This window comes from Gilliamella sp. ESL1225, from assembly GCF_058502635.1.
Map to the genome: position 1 here is coordinate 70,841 of NZ_CP196358.1, position 18,637 is coordinate 89,477.

The window sequence follows — 18,637 nt, forward strand, 5'->3', positions numbered from 1 at the left end:
AGTATATAATAGAAAATGCATCCCGTCGTATAAAAATAATCTATAAAAAAGCCGCATCAATTAATAACACGGCTTTTCATTGAATAAAGTTCCTATTTTTAAAAACGATTAAGAACGTTTCATCATTTCAAAAAACTCGTCATTAGTTTTTGTCATGGCAAGCTTATCAATTAAAAATTCCATTGCATCAATTTCACCCATTGGGTTAAGAATCTTACGTAAAATCCACATTTTTTGTAATTCATCTGGCGAGGTCATGAGATCTTCTTTACGTGTACCAGAACGGTTAAAATCAATGGCAGGGAATACACGACGCTCAGCAATTTTGCGTGATAAATGGACTTCCATATTACCTGTTCCTTTGAATTCCTCATAAATCACTTCGTCCATTTTTGAGCCTGTATCAATTAATGCAGTTGCAATGATAGTCAAACTACCACCTTCCTCAACATTACGAGCAGCACCAAAAAACCGTTTTGGACGATGTAAAGCATTAGCATCAACACCACCTGTTAAAACTTTACCCGATGAAGGAACAACCGTATTATAAGCTCTCGCTAAACGGGTAATTGAATCCAATAAAATAATGACGTCTTTTTTATGCTCAACTAAACGCTTAGCTCGTTCAATAACCATTTCAGCTACTTGTACATGTCTTGCTGCGGGTTCATCAAATGTCGATGCAACGACTTCGCCTTTAACTAAACGTTGCATTTCGGTCACTTCTTCCGGACGTTCATCAATCATAAGTACAACTAATTCACATTCTGGATGATTAACGGCTAGACTTTGAGCAATATTTTGTAAAAGCATGGTTTTACCAGCTTTAGGAGGTGCAACGATTAGACCACGCTGACCTTTACCAATTGGTGATGCTAAATCAAGAACGCGAGCAGTTAAATCTTCGGTTGAACCATTACCACGTTCCATGCGTAATCTTGAATTTGGATGCAAAGGAGTAAGATTCTCGAATAAGATTTTATTACGCGCATCTTCAGGTTTATCATGATTAACTTCATTAACTTTTAATAACGCAAAGTAACGTTCACCTTCTTTTGGTGGGCGAATTTTACCTGCAATAGTATCACCGGTTCTTAGATTGAAACGCCTAATTTGGCTAGGTGAAACATAAATATCATCTGGACCTGCTAAATAAGAACTATCGGCAGAACGTAAAAAACCAAAGCCATCTTGTAGTATTTCAAGAACACCATCACCAAAAATATCTTCTCCGCTTTTTGCATGTTGTTTTAAAATAGCAAAGATAATATCTTGTTTACGAAGACGAGCGAGATTTTCTAAACCCATTGATTTTTCACCAAGCGTTACGAGTTCAGACACAGGTGTGTTTTTTAATTCAGTTAAATTCATAATATTAAAAGATTCTTGAGGGTGAATTGATATGCTTGTAAATAGTGCACATTATTTTCATTTATTAATTAGTTCAGTTAGGTTAGGTTACTCTCTGATTATATATAAATTCTAGTATTATTAAAAATCCATGATAAGCTTCATCAAAATCTATATAGAACCGTCATCATTTTAAGAAAATCAATGAATAGTCGAGAGGAATCGCTGTAAGAGTCTAGCAATGTACACCAAATCCAATCCAAAGTCTATACTCATAAAGTGCGAAAACAGAAAAACTCAAAAAATTAAAATCAAAAACGACATCGCATTGCTCACTAATTTTAATTATTAATGAGCAATGAGTTAAAAGATAAATAAACTAAAGATTAGCATCTATAAAACTCTTTAATTGTGTTTTTGATAAAGCACCAACTTGAGTTGCAATTACTTGACCATTTTTAAAAATTAAAAGCGTCGGAATACCACGAATACCGAATTTAGGTGCTATATTCGGATTTTCTTCAACATTTAATTTAGCAATAGTAATTTTATCACTATATTCAGGAGCGATTTCTTCTAAAATAGGACCAACCATTTTGCAAGGACCACACCATTCAGCCCAAAAATCAACTAGAATAGGTTTACTTGACTCATTGATTGTTTTATCAAAATTGTCTTCAGAAAGTAATACAATATTTTTACTCATTTTGTACTCCAAAATATAAATTATCGTTTTTTCATCTTAGATTATTTTACATAAGTGATCTAGTAATAATTACAATAGAAAATAATTATTAGTGATGACTGTTCATGAGATATGTTATAATTTAGCCATATTTCTATTTAAACTAAATATAACATGATTCAATCCTACCTTACCCAAACTAAGTTTAACGAGTTTCCGTTTCATCCCTTAATTATTAAAGCACTTGATAAAAAAGGCTTTGTTTATTGCACCCCTATTCAAGAGCAAACATTCCCTTTATCAACAAAAGGGCAAGATATTGCAGGACAAGGACAAACAGGAACGGGTAAAACTATGGCATTTTTGGCATCCACATTTAATTATTTATTAAATAACGATCCATTACCTGATCATAAAATTAATCAACCACGCGCAATTATCATTGCACCAACGCGTGAACTTGTTATGCAAATTTATCAAGATGCTGAAATGTTAGCAACAGAAACTGGCTTAAAACTTGGCTTAGCTTTTGGTGGAGATGGATATGATAAGCAATTAAAAATGCTATCAGAAGGGGTTGATATATTAATTGCAACTACTGGTCGATTAATTGATTATGCTAAACAAAATTATATTAATTTGGAATCTTTGCAAGTTGTCGTTTTAGACGAAGCAGATCGCATGTTTGATTTAGGATTTATTCGTGATATACGTTGGATATTCAGACATATAACACCACCAAAACAACGTTTAACCATGTTATTTTCAGCAACCTTAAATCATAATGTTCGCGAACTTGCATTTGAACATATGAATGATCCTAAATATATTGAAATTGAACCAGAACAAAAAATTGGACATCGAATAAAAGAAGAACTTTTTTTCCCATCCAACGAAGATAAACTTGCCTTATTACAGACATTAATAGAAGAAGAATGGCCCGAACGTTCCATTATCTTTGCTAACACTAAAATTGCTTGTGAAAAAATATGGCGTCATTTAAGTGCCGATAAACATCGTGTTGGTTTATTAACAGGTGATATTGTACAGAAAAAGCGCCTTGCTATTTTAAAGCAATTCACTAAAGGTGAATTAGATATTCTTGTGGCAACAGATGTTGCTGCACGTGGCTTACATATAGACAATGTCACACATGTATTTAATTATGATTTACCAGATGATTGCGATGATTATAGGCATCGAATTGGTCGTACAGGACGTGCAGGGGCTGAAGGATATTCAATTTCACTTGCCTGTGAACGTTATTCGCAAAACTTACCAGCGATAGAACAAGCCATTGGTCATGCCATTCCTGTTACACAATACGATCCAGCATCATTATTGACTGATTTACCGATCCCAAAGGCTGTTAAACGCGCCCCTCGTAAACGAGCATTTTAATCAATCTAATTACCCATCGCATGAGATGGGTAATTAATGACTTAAAAATACAAAAATTAATGATTATTAAAATCTAAATCCATATTCTTTCCATTATTTTTATCTTTAACAAATCTTTCATAAGCAAGTTTCAACTCATTTTTTATATTGTCCGATAAAAAACCAATATGAAGATTGTTTAATGAACTATAAAAAATAAATAAAATATTAATTGAGATATTTTTATTATTATTTTTTACACGGTGGTAAGCATCTAAGTAACCAATTTCTTGAAACATCAATCTATCTTTTATCCCAACAGTAAAAAGCAATTTTTCTAAAGATAATGTCATATTAGGTAATTCACTTATTCTTAATTTTTTAATTTGCTGCTTTTTAGCTTTATCATAACTAGCACATTCATAAACCATTTTCATAATATTAGATAACTGTTCTTTATCGTTCATTAAACTATCAGTCAATTTATAGTAATCCCATAATTTATTTGCCATACCAAACGAAAAATTTAAAGGTGTCATATTTAATTCAATAAAAAAAGAACGATAAAAAGCATGACCTCTTACATAAAAATCACTACCCTTTATCCAAGCAAACATTATTTCTTTTGAAAGAACACCAAATCCACCAAAAAAAGTTTTAATAGAAATATCATCAAAAGATGAAATAGCAGGATGTAAACGATAATTTTCTAACGAATTCATGTATTTCTTTTCCTCTTATAGAATTATATAAATAAATTACTTAAATAATTAAATCGAATTTAAATTATATGAACTCGGTTGTTTATTAAATAATTTTTTGGAAAAGCGTATTAAATTTGCGATCTTGGTTCCATAAATCAAAATGTCGTTAATCAATATCATTGGATTTTAGACAAACCAATGGTCAATTTAATTTTTTAATTACAAGCTTGAAATTTGAAATTAGTGACAAAATTTTTACGTTAAAAGAGGATTTAAAATATGACATCAAGAATATTAAGAGGGATAATATTATTTTAATAACAAAAATAATACCCTACGTAAAATATCCGAATAAAGATATAAATTACGTAGGATCAGTATTAATTAAGGCATCACACACACAGCACTGGCAGCGGTATCATTTGATATTACGCTCCAAACACTCCCATCAACGCCGTTGACCATAAGTTGATATTCTTCATCATACGGCTCGCTTGACCAATAATTTTTCGTTCGAAAATCACTACCTGAATAGTAATTATTGCTTATTGCACCCCATTCAGCAAACAAGCCACCCGCGATATCACGAGTATAGCTCATATGGACACCTGTAGACCATCCATCCTTATCCGCATTTGTCATATCGGAAATTGCAGCAATACGATAGCCAATATTATTGCAATAATCAACAGCAGTTTGATAATTATTAGCCCCTCTCGGATCAACAACAAACCATGTTGTAATCTTAAAAGAATAAAGGACATTTTGTTTAGAATTATCCGAATAAAGGATAAATGTAGTTGGAACAATAGATGATAAATCACTAGCACTTGAACCATCTTTCGGTCCCGTTAATAACACTTCCGCTATATTATCATGACCTGTTAATGTAATATTAATATTTGAATTTGTTGGCGATTTATCATAAACAACATCTTTCCCTAAACCACCGGCAATGATCACATTAAAATGAGCTTGATTAAAACCGATTGATGGAAAGTTAGACGAGGGTTCGTTAATATTTATTGGATTAAAACCTTTTGCAGGATTCCAAGATGTCGCAGAACCACCTGTATAATTCAAATTAGGTTGAGCCCAACAAGGATAAGGCTTTATAATTTTAGGCTTAATATAATAAATAACTTCACTCTTATCAAATTGACCGTTCCTTGGAAGCCCATAATTCGTTATTAATTCACCCGTAGTACTAGACAAGGTAACTTGATATGGTGAATAACAGCCATCTAATACATCTTGCCGATCGACAAGCGTATTATCACTATTACGAATAATTAGACTCAATGAACCATTAACCGTAATGCCTTCATCACCGTCATTATCTTTCCAATAAGAATTAGTTTCCGCAATAAGTTGCTGTAAATTCATACGTTGACTTACGCCATTATCAGAAGGCGTATCAAGTGGAATAGGCATAGTAATATCAGCAATTGATTGTAATGGAACAGGTAATTCTAAAGGGGTATTTTGGCTAGACGGATTATTTAATTTTGAATAATGCCGTCCATCTGACAATGTAATATCTAATAGTGAATCAATATTCGTCGCTTGACTCTTTCCATCATCAAAAGTTAGATAAGGAGGTGTGCCCGCAATATGACCTACTGATGCTGCATATAAATAGGCTTGTGCTTGCAAAGCATAAAAGCCCATGCTCGCAAATAACATCCTTAATGCTATAAAAGCAATCTTAGGAATAATTACAAATTTTATTTTAAAAACTTTATGACACATTTCTATTACCTTTTCATTACATTATTTTTAATTTCTAGAAATATTTATATAAATAAATCTTAATATGGTATAAGTCAGTCTTAATAAAACAAATTACCAATCTCATGTATATAATTTACCAAAAATAACTGATTTTTTGAATATACTGAGCAAGGATAATAAATCTAATTATTTTTAGAAACTGAGTTTTTGTTAAGAAATTTTAAGAGAAGATATTTTATCCAAAAATGATCTTATGTCAATTATCAGTATAAGATCAAAAAAAAGTCAAAAAATTGATAATATATTTTTATAAATCAATTAATTAAAAAAACCAATAAAAAACAAAAAAGTTATTGGAATAATTTAATCGAAAACATTTTTTTACTAAAAAAATGAAATTTCTTATTATTAAAATAGGTAAAACTTTACAAAAAAAATATCTAAAAAAACATGAAATAGATAAATAAGTTAAAGATAAAAAAGGTATATTTAGTGATAATATTGTGTATCACTAAATAATAAAAAATATCAATTTAACTAATCTAAGATATATAATAATTTATAAGCCATCTTAATCCTTATGATTTAGCGATTATCATCAAGCGCCTGCAATAACGTCAAATTTAATTGGTACTGTTCTTGTTGCCACTCTTTTAATGTTTGATTTGGAATAGTCGGCTGTTTATCAAGCGAGGACAATAAACGTTTAAACCAACTTTTAGCTGTCCAGATCGATAAATCACCCGTAATATCACTACCTATAATTTGAGATTTCAATGCTGAAATGGTATCTAATAAATGGTAAGTTTGTAATTGACCTTGATCCCAATTAGTATGCACAACACTTTCATGTAAAACATCTTTATCAATTGACAGATATATTGGTTTAGTATTATGGTACTGTTCAGCTAAAAAACTCGTAATTAAATCATCCGGTGATGCAAAAGAACGATACGCATTTCCTAGCCCCAATTTTTTAGCCCAATCAACTTTCACACCTAAACTCCAATAAGTTAATTTTTGATGGAATAAAGGAGACCAACGGTTTTCTATAAAATGTCCGAGACCAATATCGCTTGATGTGATACCCAAAACATGAACATGGCTCACAAACGGTAAATGAGCAACATGACTTACCCACGAACCACAATGAATACCAAAAGGATAACGCATATTATCAGGATGGTTATCAAAAATGACAACTTGAATAGGATTTTTTGCCGAATACTGTTTAGCTAATCGCTCAATCAATAATAATGAAACATGATGATAATCACCACTGCCCATTAAAACGGTGCCGTACTTTTCGGGCAATTCTTTATGTAAGTATTGATTAAATGAATCAAATTGTTTTATTGTTGATCCAAAGCGAATGGTATCTTGCCATTTTGTTAGCTCTAAAATAGTCGCATCTTCAATATATCCGATGCTTTGATCGAAATTAAGTATCAAAGGATTTGTCATATTATTTTCTCCTTATCACTTTCAAAATGATTTATAAATTTTCTTAAGATCCCTCTTAATATTGGATTGCGAATATAGACAAGGTGTTTAGTAAAGGTAAATTTTGCCCCTAATTGCCTTTTCACCTCCGGATCTGTCCAACCAGCAATGTAATGCGTTAAATTATGCTTTAACGCATATTCTAAATTGGTAAACCAGCTGACATAATAAAGATTTAATTCTCGAGCTTGTGGATAAACAAGTCCAATATATTTATCGATGAGCATGTTATTTTTAATAAAACAAATATTATAACCAACTAGTTTATTTTGATGATGATAAGTAAAAATCCGCGCTTTTGAAGTCTTGCTTTGTAATAATTGGACAAAAAAAGCTTTACTTAATTTATCAAAATGGATTTCACTTTGTTCATACACATTAAGATAAAGTTTATAATACTCATTTAATATCAAATCATTAAAAAAGCATTCATCACCACTTTCAATAACATTGACTGTCAAATGCTGTTTAGATTTCAATTTGCGCCTAAAGTTTTTGCGACGACTATATGAAAATTGCGCAAATACCTCGTCTATATGAGTAAAATTAATCGGCACATAAGCTAATGCTTGCCCTTCAACTTCGATAAAGCCATTCTTCTTTAACGCATTTTTTAATTCATTACTTAAAGCATTGTCTTTTTCGGGTAATAATGGCGATGAATCGGGTAAATCTTTTACAATAGTAAACGGGTAGCTTTTACAAAAAGTAGTTGTAATATTATCTGTCAATAATTGTGCATCATCTATTTTAGGTAATAAAGCATACTCTGAAACCGTAGTACCAATAAAACTGGTCTTTGGTTTTAAATAATGGCTCCATCGACCATAAAAAGGAATCTTGTGGATTTTATGTTTAAAACGATCATCAGCCGTTGTAAGGAGATCAAATTTAGCAGTAAAAAATGGCAGATTATCCTTGCATTGACCAACCGAAAAATCTTGTGGGGGATTAAGCAAGAAATCTTCAATTAATTCATCTGGCTCTATCTGATTGAAATAGTTCATAAATAATTAAAAGCTTAATAGATTAGTTTGAGTTTAAAAAAGTTTGCTCTGTAAATTTTCTTACTTAATCAAATTATTAATTCATTTCTATTAATGAATATATTAAAAATCATCAATCCCGATAAATGCATTATCGGGATTGAGAGCAAGAATTAAAGCTCTTTTTTAGCGCGAGTGATAAGCTGATCAAGTAATTCAATACCTTGATCTATCTCTTGGCGCGAGATTAATAATGATGGCGCAAAGGTAATGACATTTTTATAATAACCACCGATATCCAGCACTAAGCCCATTTTCTGCCCATTCCAATCAAGATCGCCTGACATACCAATATCAACCATTTTATCAACCAATGCTTTATTTGGTGTAAAGCCATCTTCAGTACAAATTTCGGCACGTAATGCTAACCCTAAACCATCAACCTCACCAATTTCTTTATGGCGTTTTTCAAGTGTTTTTAATCCTTCAAGGAAGTAGGCACCGCTATCCATAACCATCGATTCATAATCAGTTTCTGACGTCATTTTTAATACTTCAAGCCCAACAGCTGTACCCAGCGGGTTAGAGGCAAAGGTTGAATGCGTTGAACCAACAGGGAATACTTGAGGATTGATGAGTTCTTCACGAGCCCATAAACCTCCTAGCGGGTTTAATCCATTAGTTAATGCTTTTGCAAAAACAACAACATCAGGTTTAACATCAAAATGTTCAATCGACCATAATTTGCCGGTACGATAAAAGCCCATTTGAATTTCATCGACAACTAATAAAATGCCATACTGATCAAGAACTTTCTTAAGCCCTTTAAAATAATTACGCGGAGGAACAATATAACCACCTGTTGCTTGTAAAGGTTCAGCATAAAATGCAGCATACTCTGCTTGACCGACTTTTGGATCCCAAACGCCGTGATATTCTGTTTCGAATAAACGCGCAAATTCATCCACCAGATGCTCACCATATTCTTCAGCTGTCATGCCTTTAGGGCGACGGAATGGATATGGGAAAGGAACAAACATCGCACGATCGCCAAAGTGACCATATCGACGACGATAACGATAACTTGAGGTAATAGAAGACGCCCCTAAAGTACGACCATGATAACCGCCTTGGAAAGCAAACATTAATGATTTACCGTTAGTCGCATTACGTACAACTTTTAAAGAATCTTCAATACATTGCGATCCACCAACATTAAAATGAACTCGTCCTTCGTAACCAAAACGATCTTTCATACCTTCTGCAATCGTTTTTGCTAATTCAATTTTGGTAGGGTGTAAATATTGGCTAGCACACTGCGGTAAAGTATCAATTTGATGTTTAAGTACATTATTTAAACGTTCGTTGGCATAACCAAAGTTACATGCTGAATACCACATTTGTAGATCCAAAAAGGCTTTACCTTCTTTATCGTACATATAACTGCCTTCGCAACCATCAAATATTTTTGGTGGCTCTACATAATGCACTGTATCACCAAAAGAACAGTATTTTGCTTCGTCTGCTAATAATGTAGCATCATCAGGACGGCTGTTAATCATGTCTGAAGTAGGTTTACTCATATTAAATCTCATTTATTTTTTATTTAGAAAAGTAGCGCTATTATTCTAGAAAACGAATTGTAAGACTGTACATTTCTTGTATAGATTGTGTGACAGTGTTTAATTTTATTAATTTAATCCTGTTATAAGAATTTTCTATTGGAAAATATTTTCTATCACCGAGTAAAATTGAATAAATCGAGGCAATTTCCACCATGGCTAAAAGAATTCATTCGATAATTTATCATCTACCTTAATCATAATGAGATCACGATACATATTTAAAAAAATAAAATTCTATAATATTAAGAAAGGAGCAAAAAATGTCTAAAAAAGCTATTTTAACGATTGAGGGGCATGAATCGATTGAATTACCTATTTTATCTGGAAATTTAGGCAATGATGTTATTGATATACGCCCATTATTTGCTAAAACGCAAACTTTTACCTTTGATCCTGGATTAACATTAACGGCGGCTTGTGAATCTAAAATTACCTATATAGATGGTGAAAACGGATTATTATTTTATCGCGGTTATCCGATTGAACAGTTAGCCCGAAAAAGCGATTATCTTGAAGTGTGTTATTTGTTGATTTTTGGAAAATTACCTAATGCTACTGAAAAAAAACAATTTGATTTAGGTGTATTGCGTCACAATATGGTACATGAGCAATTGACTTGGTTTTTTCGAGGTTTTCGCCGCGATGCACATCCTATGGCGATGATGGTAGGCGTTATTGGTGCATTATCCGCCTTTTATCAAGACAGTTTAGATATTAATAATCCTGATCATTGCCGAATTGCTGAATATCGTATTATCGCTAAAATTCCAACATTAGCTGCCATGTGTTATCGTTATTCAAAAGGATTACCCTTTAATTATCCGCGTAATCATTTATCTTATAGTGGTAACTTTTTACACATGATGTTTGCAATACCAACCGAAGAATATGTGATCAACCCAGTATTAGAACGTGCGTTAGATCGTATTTTTATACTTCATGCCGATCATGAACAAAATGCATCAACGTCAACAGTTCGCTTAGCAGGATCGTCTGGTGCTAATCCATTTGCATGCATCGCTGCCGGAATAGCATGTCTTTGGGGACCTGCTCACGGCGGAGCAAATGAAGCCGTTTTAAAAATGCTTGATGAAATTGGTGATATATCTCGCGTTGGTGATTTCATACAAGGAGTAAAAGAAAAACGTTATCGACTCATGGGCTTTGGCCATCGGGTTTATAAAAATATTGATCCTCGAGCTAAAATAATGAAAGAAACCTGCGATGAAGTCTTACGAGAATTAGGATTAATAGATAACCCTAAATTTAAACTTGCTATGGCTTTAGAAAAGATCGCTTTAGAAGATCCTTATTTTGTTGAACGTAAATTATATCCTAATGTTGATTTTTATTCTGGCATTGTTTTAAGTGCTATTGGTATCCCAGTTTCAATGTTTACAGTCATATTTGCATTAGCGCGAAGTGTAGGTTGGATTTCGCATTGGCACGAAATGATTAATGATCCTCATCAAAAAATTGGGCGACCACGGCAATTATACACAGGTGAAAAGCGTCGAGGTTATGAAGAAATTGAAAATCGATGATCATTATTTATATCTTGATCCAAAATTACGATCTCTATCGATAATATATGATCGCTAAAAAGTAAAAAAACAACGTCAATACGTTACGACTTAACTATAGATAACAAGAATATGGATAATAATTCTGAAACCGATAAAATTAACTTATTGATTAATCAAAATATTAATATCAAGATATGCAAAAATAAGAATCTGTTTGCCGAAACATTCGAATCAGCATAATCTATGTCGTTATTATTTTAATGAAGGCTAGACTATAAAAAAGACATTATTTAGTTATAATGATTTATGTACTTTATATCTTAGTTATTGATTTTATCTTTAGCAAATTGACGAGAATTATTTAATGAAAAAATTAGGTTACATCTTAACTCTTATTGCAATACTTACAGGTAGTTATTCGGCAAACTTATATGCAGAACCTACCTCAATTGGTTTAGGTGTTAGCTCATCTGATTCGCCTTATAAAGGTTATGATACAAATTACGCTCTTTTTCCGCATATTGATTATGATAACGGCATCTTTTTTATTGATGACTTATCCGCACATGTTTATCTATTCGATAAAACGAACCAAAGTTTATCATTCGGCATAAGCTATTTGCCGTTTGAATTTAAACCACATCATTCTAGTAATCATCAACTTAAAAAACTATCAAAACGTCATGCTAGCGTGTTAGCTGAGGCAGAATACTCTATCGATACAAATATAGGTAGCTTTTCAACAAAACTTGGAAAAGATATTTTAAATGAAAGCAATGGTTTAATAGTCAATGCTGATTATAGTGTTCCTTTTATCGAACAAGATTTAATTATTGTTCCTAAACTAGGTATCATCTGGGCTGATAGTCATTTAAATAATTATTATTATGGTGTATCTCATAAAGAATCCGCTCGATCAGGCATAAAATATCATAACGCCAACGGCACATTTACCCCTTATGCTGAAATGAATTTTCAATATCCATTAACACAATCAATAAATACATTAGGCGGTATTCATATTGATAAATTGACCGGTGATGTCGCTAAAAGTCCGATGATCAAAAATAGTATCGTAACATCGGTTTACCTGGGAATGGCTTACTCATTCTAATTTTTATCATCTGCCTTTACTTCTATTAGGAAAATAACAACTATGCTTTGGTTTAAAAATGCTATTGTTTATCAATTAAATAACGATATGCTATTTAATAAAGATGCTATTATAAACGCGCTAAAAGCACAATTATTCACCCCTTGCTCGCATTCCGATATGCAAAAATCAGGTTGGGTTTCTCCTTATCATGATAAAGATCAAGATAATTTACTGATAGATCTGCAAGGTCATCAACTTTTACGCTTTAAAAAAGAAACAAAAATAATACCGAATCCTGTTATCAAACAAGCATTACAAGAAAAAATCAATAAACAAGAACATACACTTGCTCGTAAATTAAGTAAAAACGAAAAAGCAACGTTAAAAGATGAAGTCATGCTTGATCTTTTACCTCGTGCTTTTAGTAAATATAGTTATTATTGGTTTTGGATTGATACGATTAATAAACGTATCATTATTGATTGCAGTAGCTTTAAGCAGGCGGAAGACATTTTATCTGTTTTGCGTAAAGAATTAGGAGCACTTGCCGTCGTACCTCTCTCGAGTGAACAGGCATTTGAGCAAATCATGACAACATGGGTAAAAGAGAAATTAAATTTCTTACCATTAGAATTAGGTGATGAAGCCGAATTTAAAGATCCTCTTGAGGGAAACGGCATTATACGTTGTAAAAATCAAGACTTATTAAGTGATGAAATGAAAACTCACCTCGATTCAGGAAAATGGATAACTAAATTAAAAATTGTTGATGAGCGAGGATTACATTTCATTGTTAATTCTGATTTTACGTTAAAACGCATCAAATTTGATGCCAATATTTTAGATGAAAATGAAGATATTGGTACAGATGAGCACGAAAAACGCCTTGAAGCTGACTTTACAATAATGACAAAAATGTTAACAAACACTCTTAATGAGTTTTGTAAAACTATGAATAAAATGAAATAAATATTCTAGCAAAATTAACAAATCTGTCATAAAGATTAATAAAAGATAGCTTTGCATATTCACTATGTTATACTATTTGAGAAATTATGTTAGTCACATAATTAATAATAACAAGTAACACTACTCTTAAACGCAAGATAATCTTGAATTTAAGGAAAATATACAACGTCTTAAACAACAATTAAGTTGAGGCAACAAAATGAAAAAAACAACTTTAGCTCTTGCTATCGCTTTATCTGGCTTAACAGCCTCAATGGCTAATGCATCTTACGAAAATAATACTTTCTATACAGGTGCTAAAATCGGTTGGTCTAACTTTTTCCACAATCACAATGAAAAAGTTCCAGGCACAACCGAAGTTAAACATAACACCGTTGGTGCAGGTGCCTTTGTTGGCTTCCAAGCAAATCCTTATTTAGCAGCTGAACTAGGATATGACTGGTTAGGTCCTGTTAAATACAAAAATAACGATCACGCTGATAGTAAAACAGAAGTTCAGGGTGTTTCATTCACTGGTAAATTGTCTTACCCAATTTCATTTATTTCTGATGATTTAGATGTATACGCGCGTGCTGGTGCATTTGTTCGTATCGCTAAATGGAAAGATGGTGCTACAGGTCATAGCAGCACTGATACAGGTGTTTCTCCAACTTATGCTTTAGGTCTTGATTATCGTTTCGATGAAGATTTTAGTACTCGTTTAGAATATCAATATGTTCAACGTATTGGTAATGACGGCCCAGCACGTACAGATAATGGACTTCTTTCTTTAGGTATTACTTACCGTTTAGGTACTGTTTCAAATGAAACGGCACAACCTATTGAAGTTGCAACTCAAGAAAACCGTTATGTTTTAGATGAGAATGTCCTTTTCCCTTATGCTAAAGCTGATTTAAAAGAAGAAGGTCGTCTAGCATTAGATGCATTAATCTCTTCTCTAATTCAAATCAATCCTACTCAAAGCGCAATTATCGTTGTAGGCCATACTGATCGTATCGGCTCTGATGCTTACAATCAAAAATTATCTGAACAACGTGCTAATTCAGTTATGAATTACCTAGTATCTAAAGGGGTTCCTTCTAACTTAATTAATGCTCGTGGTGCAGGTAAAGCTGAACCTTTAACAGGTGATAAATGTAATGCTCTTCGTGGCGCTGATTTAAAAGCTTGTTTAGCACCAGATCGTCGTGTTGAAATTCAAGTTAAAGCACGTACAATTCAAGAAGTGGAAATTAACCAATCTACTCATTAATTGAACTTTTTTTAATTTAAAAGGCAATTATAAAAAACCCAGATCTTTCTGGGTTTTTTTATGATCTTATAACTTTTAATCAATAAAAAATTATATCGCCCTTCAGATCTATAAAAGATCGTCAAAAACTATTATAATCACTCCACGATCATCTTTATATTTTATTAAAGGAGTTAGGGTGTCTACCGATATATGGCAAGATTGTCTGTTGCAACTACAAGAAGAATTACCCACAACGGAATTCAATCTATGGATTCGTCCATTACAAGCACAATTGGTGGATAATAAATTATTTATTTATGCCCCAAATAAATTTGTTTTAGATTGGGTCAGAAATAAATACCTATCACATATTTCCGCATTATTAAACACCCTATTAAATAATAATGCTCCTAAGTTACATCTTGAGGTTGGCTCAAGCTTACCGCAAGATAAAAAAAGTACGAATCCACCGACAAAACCCGAAGTCCTACCCGCTTGGAAGACAACTAAAGGTAAGAGCACAACTCATACCTATAATTCAAATCTTAATCATAAGCATACATTTAATAGTTTTGTTGAAGGTAAATCAAACCAGCTTGCTGTCGCTGCAGCAAAACAAGTGGCTCAAAACCCAGGTAAAGCCTATAACCCTTTATTCTTATATGGTTCGACTGGACTTGGTAAAACACATTTATTGCAAGCAGTTGGCAACCAAATTCTTCATTTTAAAAAAGATGCCAAAGTTGTCTATATGCATTCGGAACGATTTGTACAAGATATGGTAAAAGCATTACAAAATAATGCTATTGAAGAATTTAAAAGTTATTATCGTTCAGTCGATGCTTTACTCATTGATGATATTCAATTTTTTGCTAATAAAGAACGATCGCAAGAAGAATTTTTTCACACTTTTAACTCACTTCTAGAAGGTAATCAACAAATTATTTTAACGTCAGATCGTTATCCTAAAGAAATTAATGGTGTCGAAGATAGATTAAAATCGCGTTTTGGATGGGGATTGACTATCGCCATAGAGCCACCGGAGCTTGAAACTCGCGTAGCGATATTAATGAAAAAAGCTGAAGAAAACAAAATTAAATTACCTGAAGAAGTCGCATTCTTTATTGCTAAGCGATTACGTTCAAATGTCCGTGAATTAGAAGGTGCACTTAATCGAGTTATTGCGAATGCAAACTTTACTGGCAAATCTATTACGATTGATTTCGTAAAAGACGCCTTAAAAGATTTACTTGCCTTGCAAGAAAAACTCGTTACTATTGAAAATATACAAAAAACTGTCGCCGAATATTACAAAATTAAGGTCGCCGATTTATTATCGAAAAGGCGATCACGCTCGGTTGCAAGACCAAGGCAAATTGCCATGGCACTCGCTAAAGAATTAACTAACAAAAGCTTACCTGAAATTGGCGATGGCTTTGGTGGACGAGATCATACAACCGTCTTACATGCGTGCCGTAAAATTGCCGAGTTAAGAGAAGAAAGCAATGATATTAAAGAAGATTATTCTAATTTAATTCGCACTTTATCAACTTAAAAAGAATAAACCCTATGAAATTTATTATTGATCGCGAAAAACTTATTAAACCTTTACAACTTGTTAGCGCCCCTTTAAGTAGTCGCCCTACTTTACCTATATTAGGTAATCTTTTATTACAAGTAAGCGATAATATGTTATCAATGACAGGTACTGATCTTGAAATTGAAATGATTGCTCATTTACCACTTATAGAATCAAGTGAAGCCGGTGCTACAACCGTGCCTGCTCGTAAATTTCTTGATATTTGCCGTAATTTGCCTAGTGATGCTCAAATTTCAGTAACGCTCGATGATAACCGTTTAATAATTCAATCAGGTCGTAGTAAATTCTCGTTAGCAACATTACCAGTACATGATTTTCCAAATTTAGAAAACTGGCAAAGTGATATTGATTTCTCAATACCACAAAAAACCGTAAAACGATTAATTGACTCAACGCAATTTTCAATGGCAAACCAAGATGTTCGCTATTATCTAAATGGTATGTTATTTGAAATTGAAGATGGATTATTAAAAACAGTTGCAACCGATGGCCATCGTTTGGCAGTTTGTTCATTACCTATTGGGCAGAACATTGAAAAACCCTGTACTGTCATTCTACCGCGTAAAGGGGTAATCGAATTAGCAAAATTAGTTGGCGATAATGATGATTTAATTAGTATGCAAATTGGCAGTAATAATTTACGTGTAAAACTTGCCGATTTTACGTTTACATCAAAATTAATTGATGGTCGTTTTCCAGATTATAAACGTGTCTTACCTCGTAATCCGGATAAAAAACTTCACGTAGATTGTGATGAATTAAAAAATGCTTTATCGCGGGTTGCCATATTATCCAACGAAAAATTTCGCGGCATTAGACTTTATGCAAATAATCATCAAATAAAAATTACCGCGAATAATCCAGAACAAGAAGAAGCAGAAGAAATTGTCGATGTAAAATATAATTCGCCTGAACTCGAAATTGGTTTTAATGTAACCTATTTGCTTGATATTTTAAATACCTTAAAATGTGATTCAGTCGAGTTATTATTAACTGATGCAACATCAAGCGTACAAATTGAAAACCTTGATGACCCGTCTGCAACTTACGTTGTTATGCCTATGCGATTATAATTTTTTTCATTATGACAATTTCGCATTTAAATCTGCATTATTTTCGCAATATTTGTTTCGCGGAATTGTCATTATCGCCAACTTTTAATTTTATTATTGGCGACAATGGAAGTGGAAAAACGAGCTTTCTAGAAGCTATTTATATGCTCGGTCACGGACGCTCTTTTCGTCATAACCAATCAAATCGAATTATTCAGCATCAGCAAAATGAATTCGTTTTATATAGTAAAATTGAAACGGCTAATGATAGCCAACGTACGATTGGACTTGCTAAAACACGTAACAATGATAATAAAATTAAAATAGATAATGACGAAGGTTATCGCTTAACTGATTTAGCAAAGCTTCTTCCAATACAATTAATTAATCCTGAAGGGTTTGATTTACTCACCGGCGGTCCAAAATTTCGACGTGCTTATATTGACTGGGGATGTTTTCATCATTACCCTGAATTTTATATTTTATGGAATAATTTAAGAAGATTATTTAAGCAGCGTAATGCCTTACTAAAACAATCGCCTAATTATAATCAATTATTAAATTGGGATCGCGAAATTATTCCGATCGCAAATAAGATCACACAAATTCGAGCTGATTATACCCAACATATTTTTCCCGAAATTATTAATACAACAAACGCATTTTTACCAGAATATGCTTTGGAATGTCATTATTACCAAGGTTGGGATCCTAATATGGATTACGCGGATGTTTTATTTAAATCTTATGAACGTGATAAAGCATTAAATTATACCTCACAAGGACCTCATAAAGCGGAATTACGTTTACGCATTGATAATGTTCCTGTCGAAGATTTATTTTCTCGAGGGCAACTAAAATTATTAATGTGCTCAATGCGACTTGCACAAGGAGAATATTATTCAACGACAACAAAACAATCTTGTATATACTTGCTTGATGATTTTGCATCAGAATTAGACGAAAGCAAACGTCAATTACTCGCAAAAAGATTAAAATCAACTCATTCTCAAGTATTTATTAGCGCTGTTCATTATGATCAAGTTAGCCATATGATCGATGAAAATTCTAAGATTTTTTACATTAAATCTGGTATAATTACCTAATTATACACATCCTTTTTTATATCCTATGACATTGAACTAAAGAAACAACTCAATTACGCATTGGTTAATCTTTATTCTCAAATATAG

The 18,637-nt window shown here is 32.6% G+C and carries 15 protein-coding genes; 8 read left to right on the forward strand and 7 right to left on the reverse strand.

Annotated features, from left to right (window positions below; genetic code table 11):
• Nucleotides 1–108 precede the first annotated feature (108 nt).
• Together rho and trxA are read right to left on the reverse strand one after the other, a co-directional pair.
• Nucleotides 109–1,371, reverse strand: a complete 1,263-nt coding sequence (rho, locus tag ACSYSW_RS00295) for a transcription termination factor Rho (RefSeq protein ID WP_491705246.1) — start codon at nt 1,369–1,371, stop codon at nt 109–111.
• 358 nt (nt 1,372–1,729) lie between these two features.
• The gene (gene trxA, locus ACSYSW_RS00300; RefSeq protein ID WP_491705245.1) at nt 1,730–2,056 is read right to left on the reverse strand and encodes a thioredoxin TrxA; all 327 of its coding nucleotides are present in this window, start codon (nt 2,054–2,056) and stop codon (nt 1,730–1,732) included.
• A 153-nt stretch (nt 2,057–2,209) separates the two neighbouring features.
• Between trxA and rhlB the strand changes: the two genes are divergently transcribed.
• Nucleotides 2,210–3,436 (forward strand): ATP-dependent RNA helicase RhlB, encoded by a 1,227-nt coding sequence (rhlB, locus tag ACSYSW_RS00305; protein WP_491705244.1) that lies wholly within the window; start codon nt 2,210–2,212, stop codon nt 3,434–3,436.
• A 56-nt stretch (nt 3,437–3,492) separates the two neighbouring features.
• Here the strand turns inward: rhlB and ACSYSW_RS00310 are convergent, their stop codons facing one another.
• The 5 genes from ACSYSW_RS00310 to ACSYSW_RS00330 form a co-directional block, all read right to left on the reverse strand.
• Nucleotides 3,493–4,137 carry a TfoX/Sxy family DNA transformation protein gene (locus tag ACSYSW_RS00310; RefSeq protein WP_491705243.1) on the reverse strand — a complete coding sequence of 215 codons (645 nt, stop codon included), beginning with the start codon at nt 4,135–4,137 and terminating at the stop codon, nt 3,493–3,495.
• A gap of 366 nt (nt 4,138–4,503) precedes the next feature.
• Entirely contained in the window at nt 4,504–5,790 is a 1,287-nt protein-coding gene (locus ACSYSW_RS00315; RefSeq protein WP_491706270.1) for a hypothetical protein, read from the reverse strand.
• Nucleotides 5,791–6,438: 648 nt separating this feature from the next.
• Entirely contained in the window at nt 6,439–7,317 is an 879-nt protein-coding gene (locus ACSYSW_RS00320; protein WP_491705241.1) for an arginase family protein, read from the reverse strand.
• Nucleotides 7,314–8,363: a GNAT family N-acetyltransferase gene (locus tag ACSYSW_RS00325; protein WP_491705240.1), complete on the reverse strand. Its 1,050-nt coding sequence runs from the start codon at nt 8,361–8,363 to the stop codon at nt 7,314–7,316. Before ACSYSW_RS00325 ends, ACSYSW_RS00320 begins: the two co-directional genes overlap by 4 nt.
• A gap of 152 nt (nt 8,364–8,515) precedes the next feature.
• Nucleotides 8,516–9,925: an aspartate aminotransferase family protein gene (locus tag ACSYSW_RS00330; RefSeq protein WP_491705239.1), complete on the reverse strand. Its 1,410-nt coding sequence runs from the start codon at nt 9,923–9,925 to the stop codon at nt 8,516–8,518.
• Between the two features lie 302 nt (nt 9,926–10,227).
• Here ACSYSW_RS00330 and gltA point away from each other — a divergent pair, with 302 nt between their 5' ends.
• The 7 genes from gltA (at nt 10,228) to recF (ending at nt 18,550) form a co-directional block, all read left to right on the forward strand.
• On the forward strand, nt 10,228–11,511 hold the full coding sequence (gene gltA, locus ACSYSW_RS00335; RefSeq protein WP_491705238.1) for a citrate synthase: 1,284 nt from the start codon (nt 10,228–10,230) through the stop codon (nt 11,509–11,511).
• A gap of 346 nt (nt 11,512–11,857) precedes the next feature.
• Nucleotides 11,858–12,607, forward strand: coding sequence for a MipA/OmpV family protein (locus tag ACSYSW_RS00340; protein WP_491705237.1), 750 nt, complete (start codon nt 11,858–11,860; stop codon nt 12,605–12,607).
• Between the two features lie 42 nt (nt 12,608–12,649).
• A complete protein-coding gene (locus ACSYSW_RS00345; RefSeq protein ID WP_491705236.1) occupies nt 12,650–13,558 on the forward strand; it encodes a recombination-associated protein RdgC in 909 nt (302 codons plus the stop codon).
• A 199-nt stretch (nt 13,559–13,757) separates the two neighbouring features.
• Nucleotides 13,758–14,810, forward strand: a complete 1,053-nt coding sequence (gene ompA, locus ACSYSW_RS00350; RefSeq protein ID WP_491705235.1) for a porin OmpA — start codon at nt 13,758–13,760, stop codon at nt 14,808–14,810.
• A 178-nt stretch (nt 14,811–14,988) separates the two neighbouring features.
• Nucleotides 14,989–16,347 (forward strand): chromosomal replication initiator protein DnaA, encoded by a 1,359-nt coding sequence (gene dnaA, locus ACSYSW_RS00355; protein WP_491705234.1) that lies wholly within the window; start codon nt 14,989–14,991, stop codon nt 16,345–16,347.
• 14 nt (nt 16,348–16,361) lie between these two features.
• Complete coding sequence (gene dnaN, locus ACSYSW_RS00360) at nt 16,362–17,465, forward strand: DNA polymerase III subunit beta (RefSeq protein ID WP_491705233.1); 1,104 nt, start codon at nt 16,362–16,364, stop codon at nt 17,463–17,465.
• A gap of 11 nt (nt 17,466–17,476) precedes the next feature.
• Nucleotides 17,477–18,550, forward strand: coding sequence for a DNA replication/repair protein RecF (gene recF / locus ACSYSW_RS00365; RefSeq protein WP_491705232.1), 1,074 nt, complete (start codon nt 17,477–17,479; stop codon nt 18,548–18,550).
• Nucleotides 18,551–18,637: the final 87 nt, after the last annotated feature.

Excerpts from the sequence above, each read along its gene's own strand:
- rho (WP_491705246.1), bottom strand. The coding sequence starts at position 1,371 with ATGAATTTAACTGAATTAAAAAACACACCTGTGTCTGAACTCGTAACG.
- trxA (WP_491705245.1), bottom strand. The coding sequence starts at position 2,056 with ATGAGTAAAAATATTGTATTACTTTCTGAAGACAATTTTGATAAAACA.
- rhlB (WP_491705244.1), top strand. The coding sequence starts at position 2,210 with ATGATTCAATCCTACCTTACCCAAACTAAGTTTAACGAGTTTCCGTTT.
- ACSYSW_RS00310 (WP_491705243.1), bottom strand. The coding sequence starts at position 4,137 with ATGAATTCGTTAGAAAATTATCGTTTACATCCTGCTATTTCATCTTTT.
- ACSYSW_RS00315 (WP_491706270.1), bottom strand. The coding sequence starts at position 5,790 with ATGGGCTTTTATGCTTTGCAAGCACAAGCCTATTTATATGCAGCATCA.
- ACSYSW_RS00320 (WP_491705241.1), bottom strand. The coding sequence starts at position 7,317 with ATGACAAATCCTTTGATACTTAATTTCGATCAAAGCATCGGATATATT.
- ACSYSW_RS00325 (WP_491705240.1), bottom strand. The coding sequence starts at position 8,363 with ATGAACTATTTCAATCAGATAGAGCCAGATGAATTAATTGAAGATTTC.
- ACSYSW_RS00330 (WP_491705239.1), bottom strand. The coding sequence starts at position 9,925 with ATGAGTAAACCTACTTCAGACATGATTAACAGCCGTCCTGATGATGCT.
- gltA (WP_491705238.1), top strand. The coding sequence starts at position 10,228 with ATGTCTAAAAAAGCTATTTTAACGATTGAGGGGCATGAATCGATTGAA.
- ACSYSW_RS00340 (WP_491705237.1), top strand. The coding sequence starts at position 11,858 with ATGAAAAAATTAGGTTACATCTTAACTCTTATTGCAATACTTACAGGT.
- ACSYSW_RS00345 (WP_491705236.1), top strand. The coding sequence starts at position 12,650 with ATGCTTTGGTTTAAAAATGCTATTGTTTATCAATTAAATAACGATATG.
- ompA (WP_491705235.1), top strand. The coding sequence starts at position 13,758 with ATGAAAAAAACAACTTTAGCTCTTGCTATCGCTTTATCTGGCTTAACA.
- dnaN (WP_491705233.1), top strand. The coding sequence starts at position 16,362 with ATGAAATTTATTATTGATCGCGAAAAACTTATTAAACCTTTACAACTT.
- recF (WP_491705232.1), top strand. The coding sequence starts at position 17,477 with ATGACAATTTCGCATTTAAATCTGCATTATTTTCGCAATATTTGTTTC.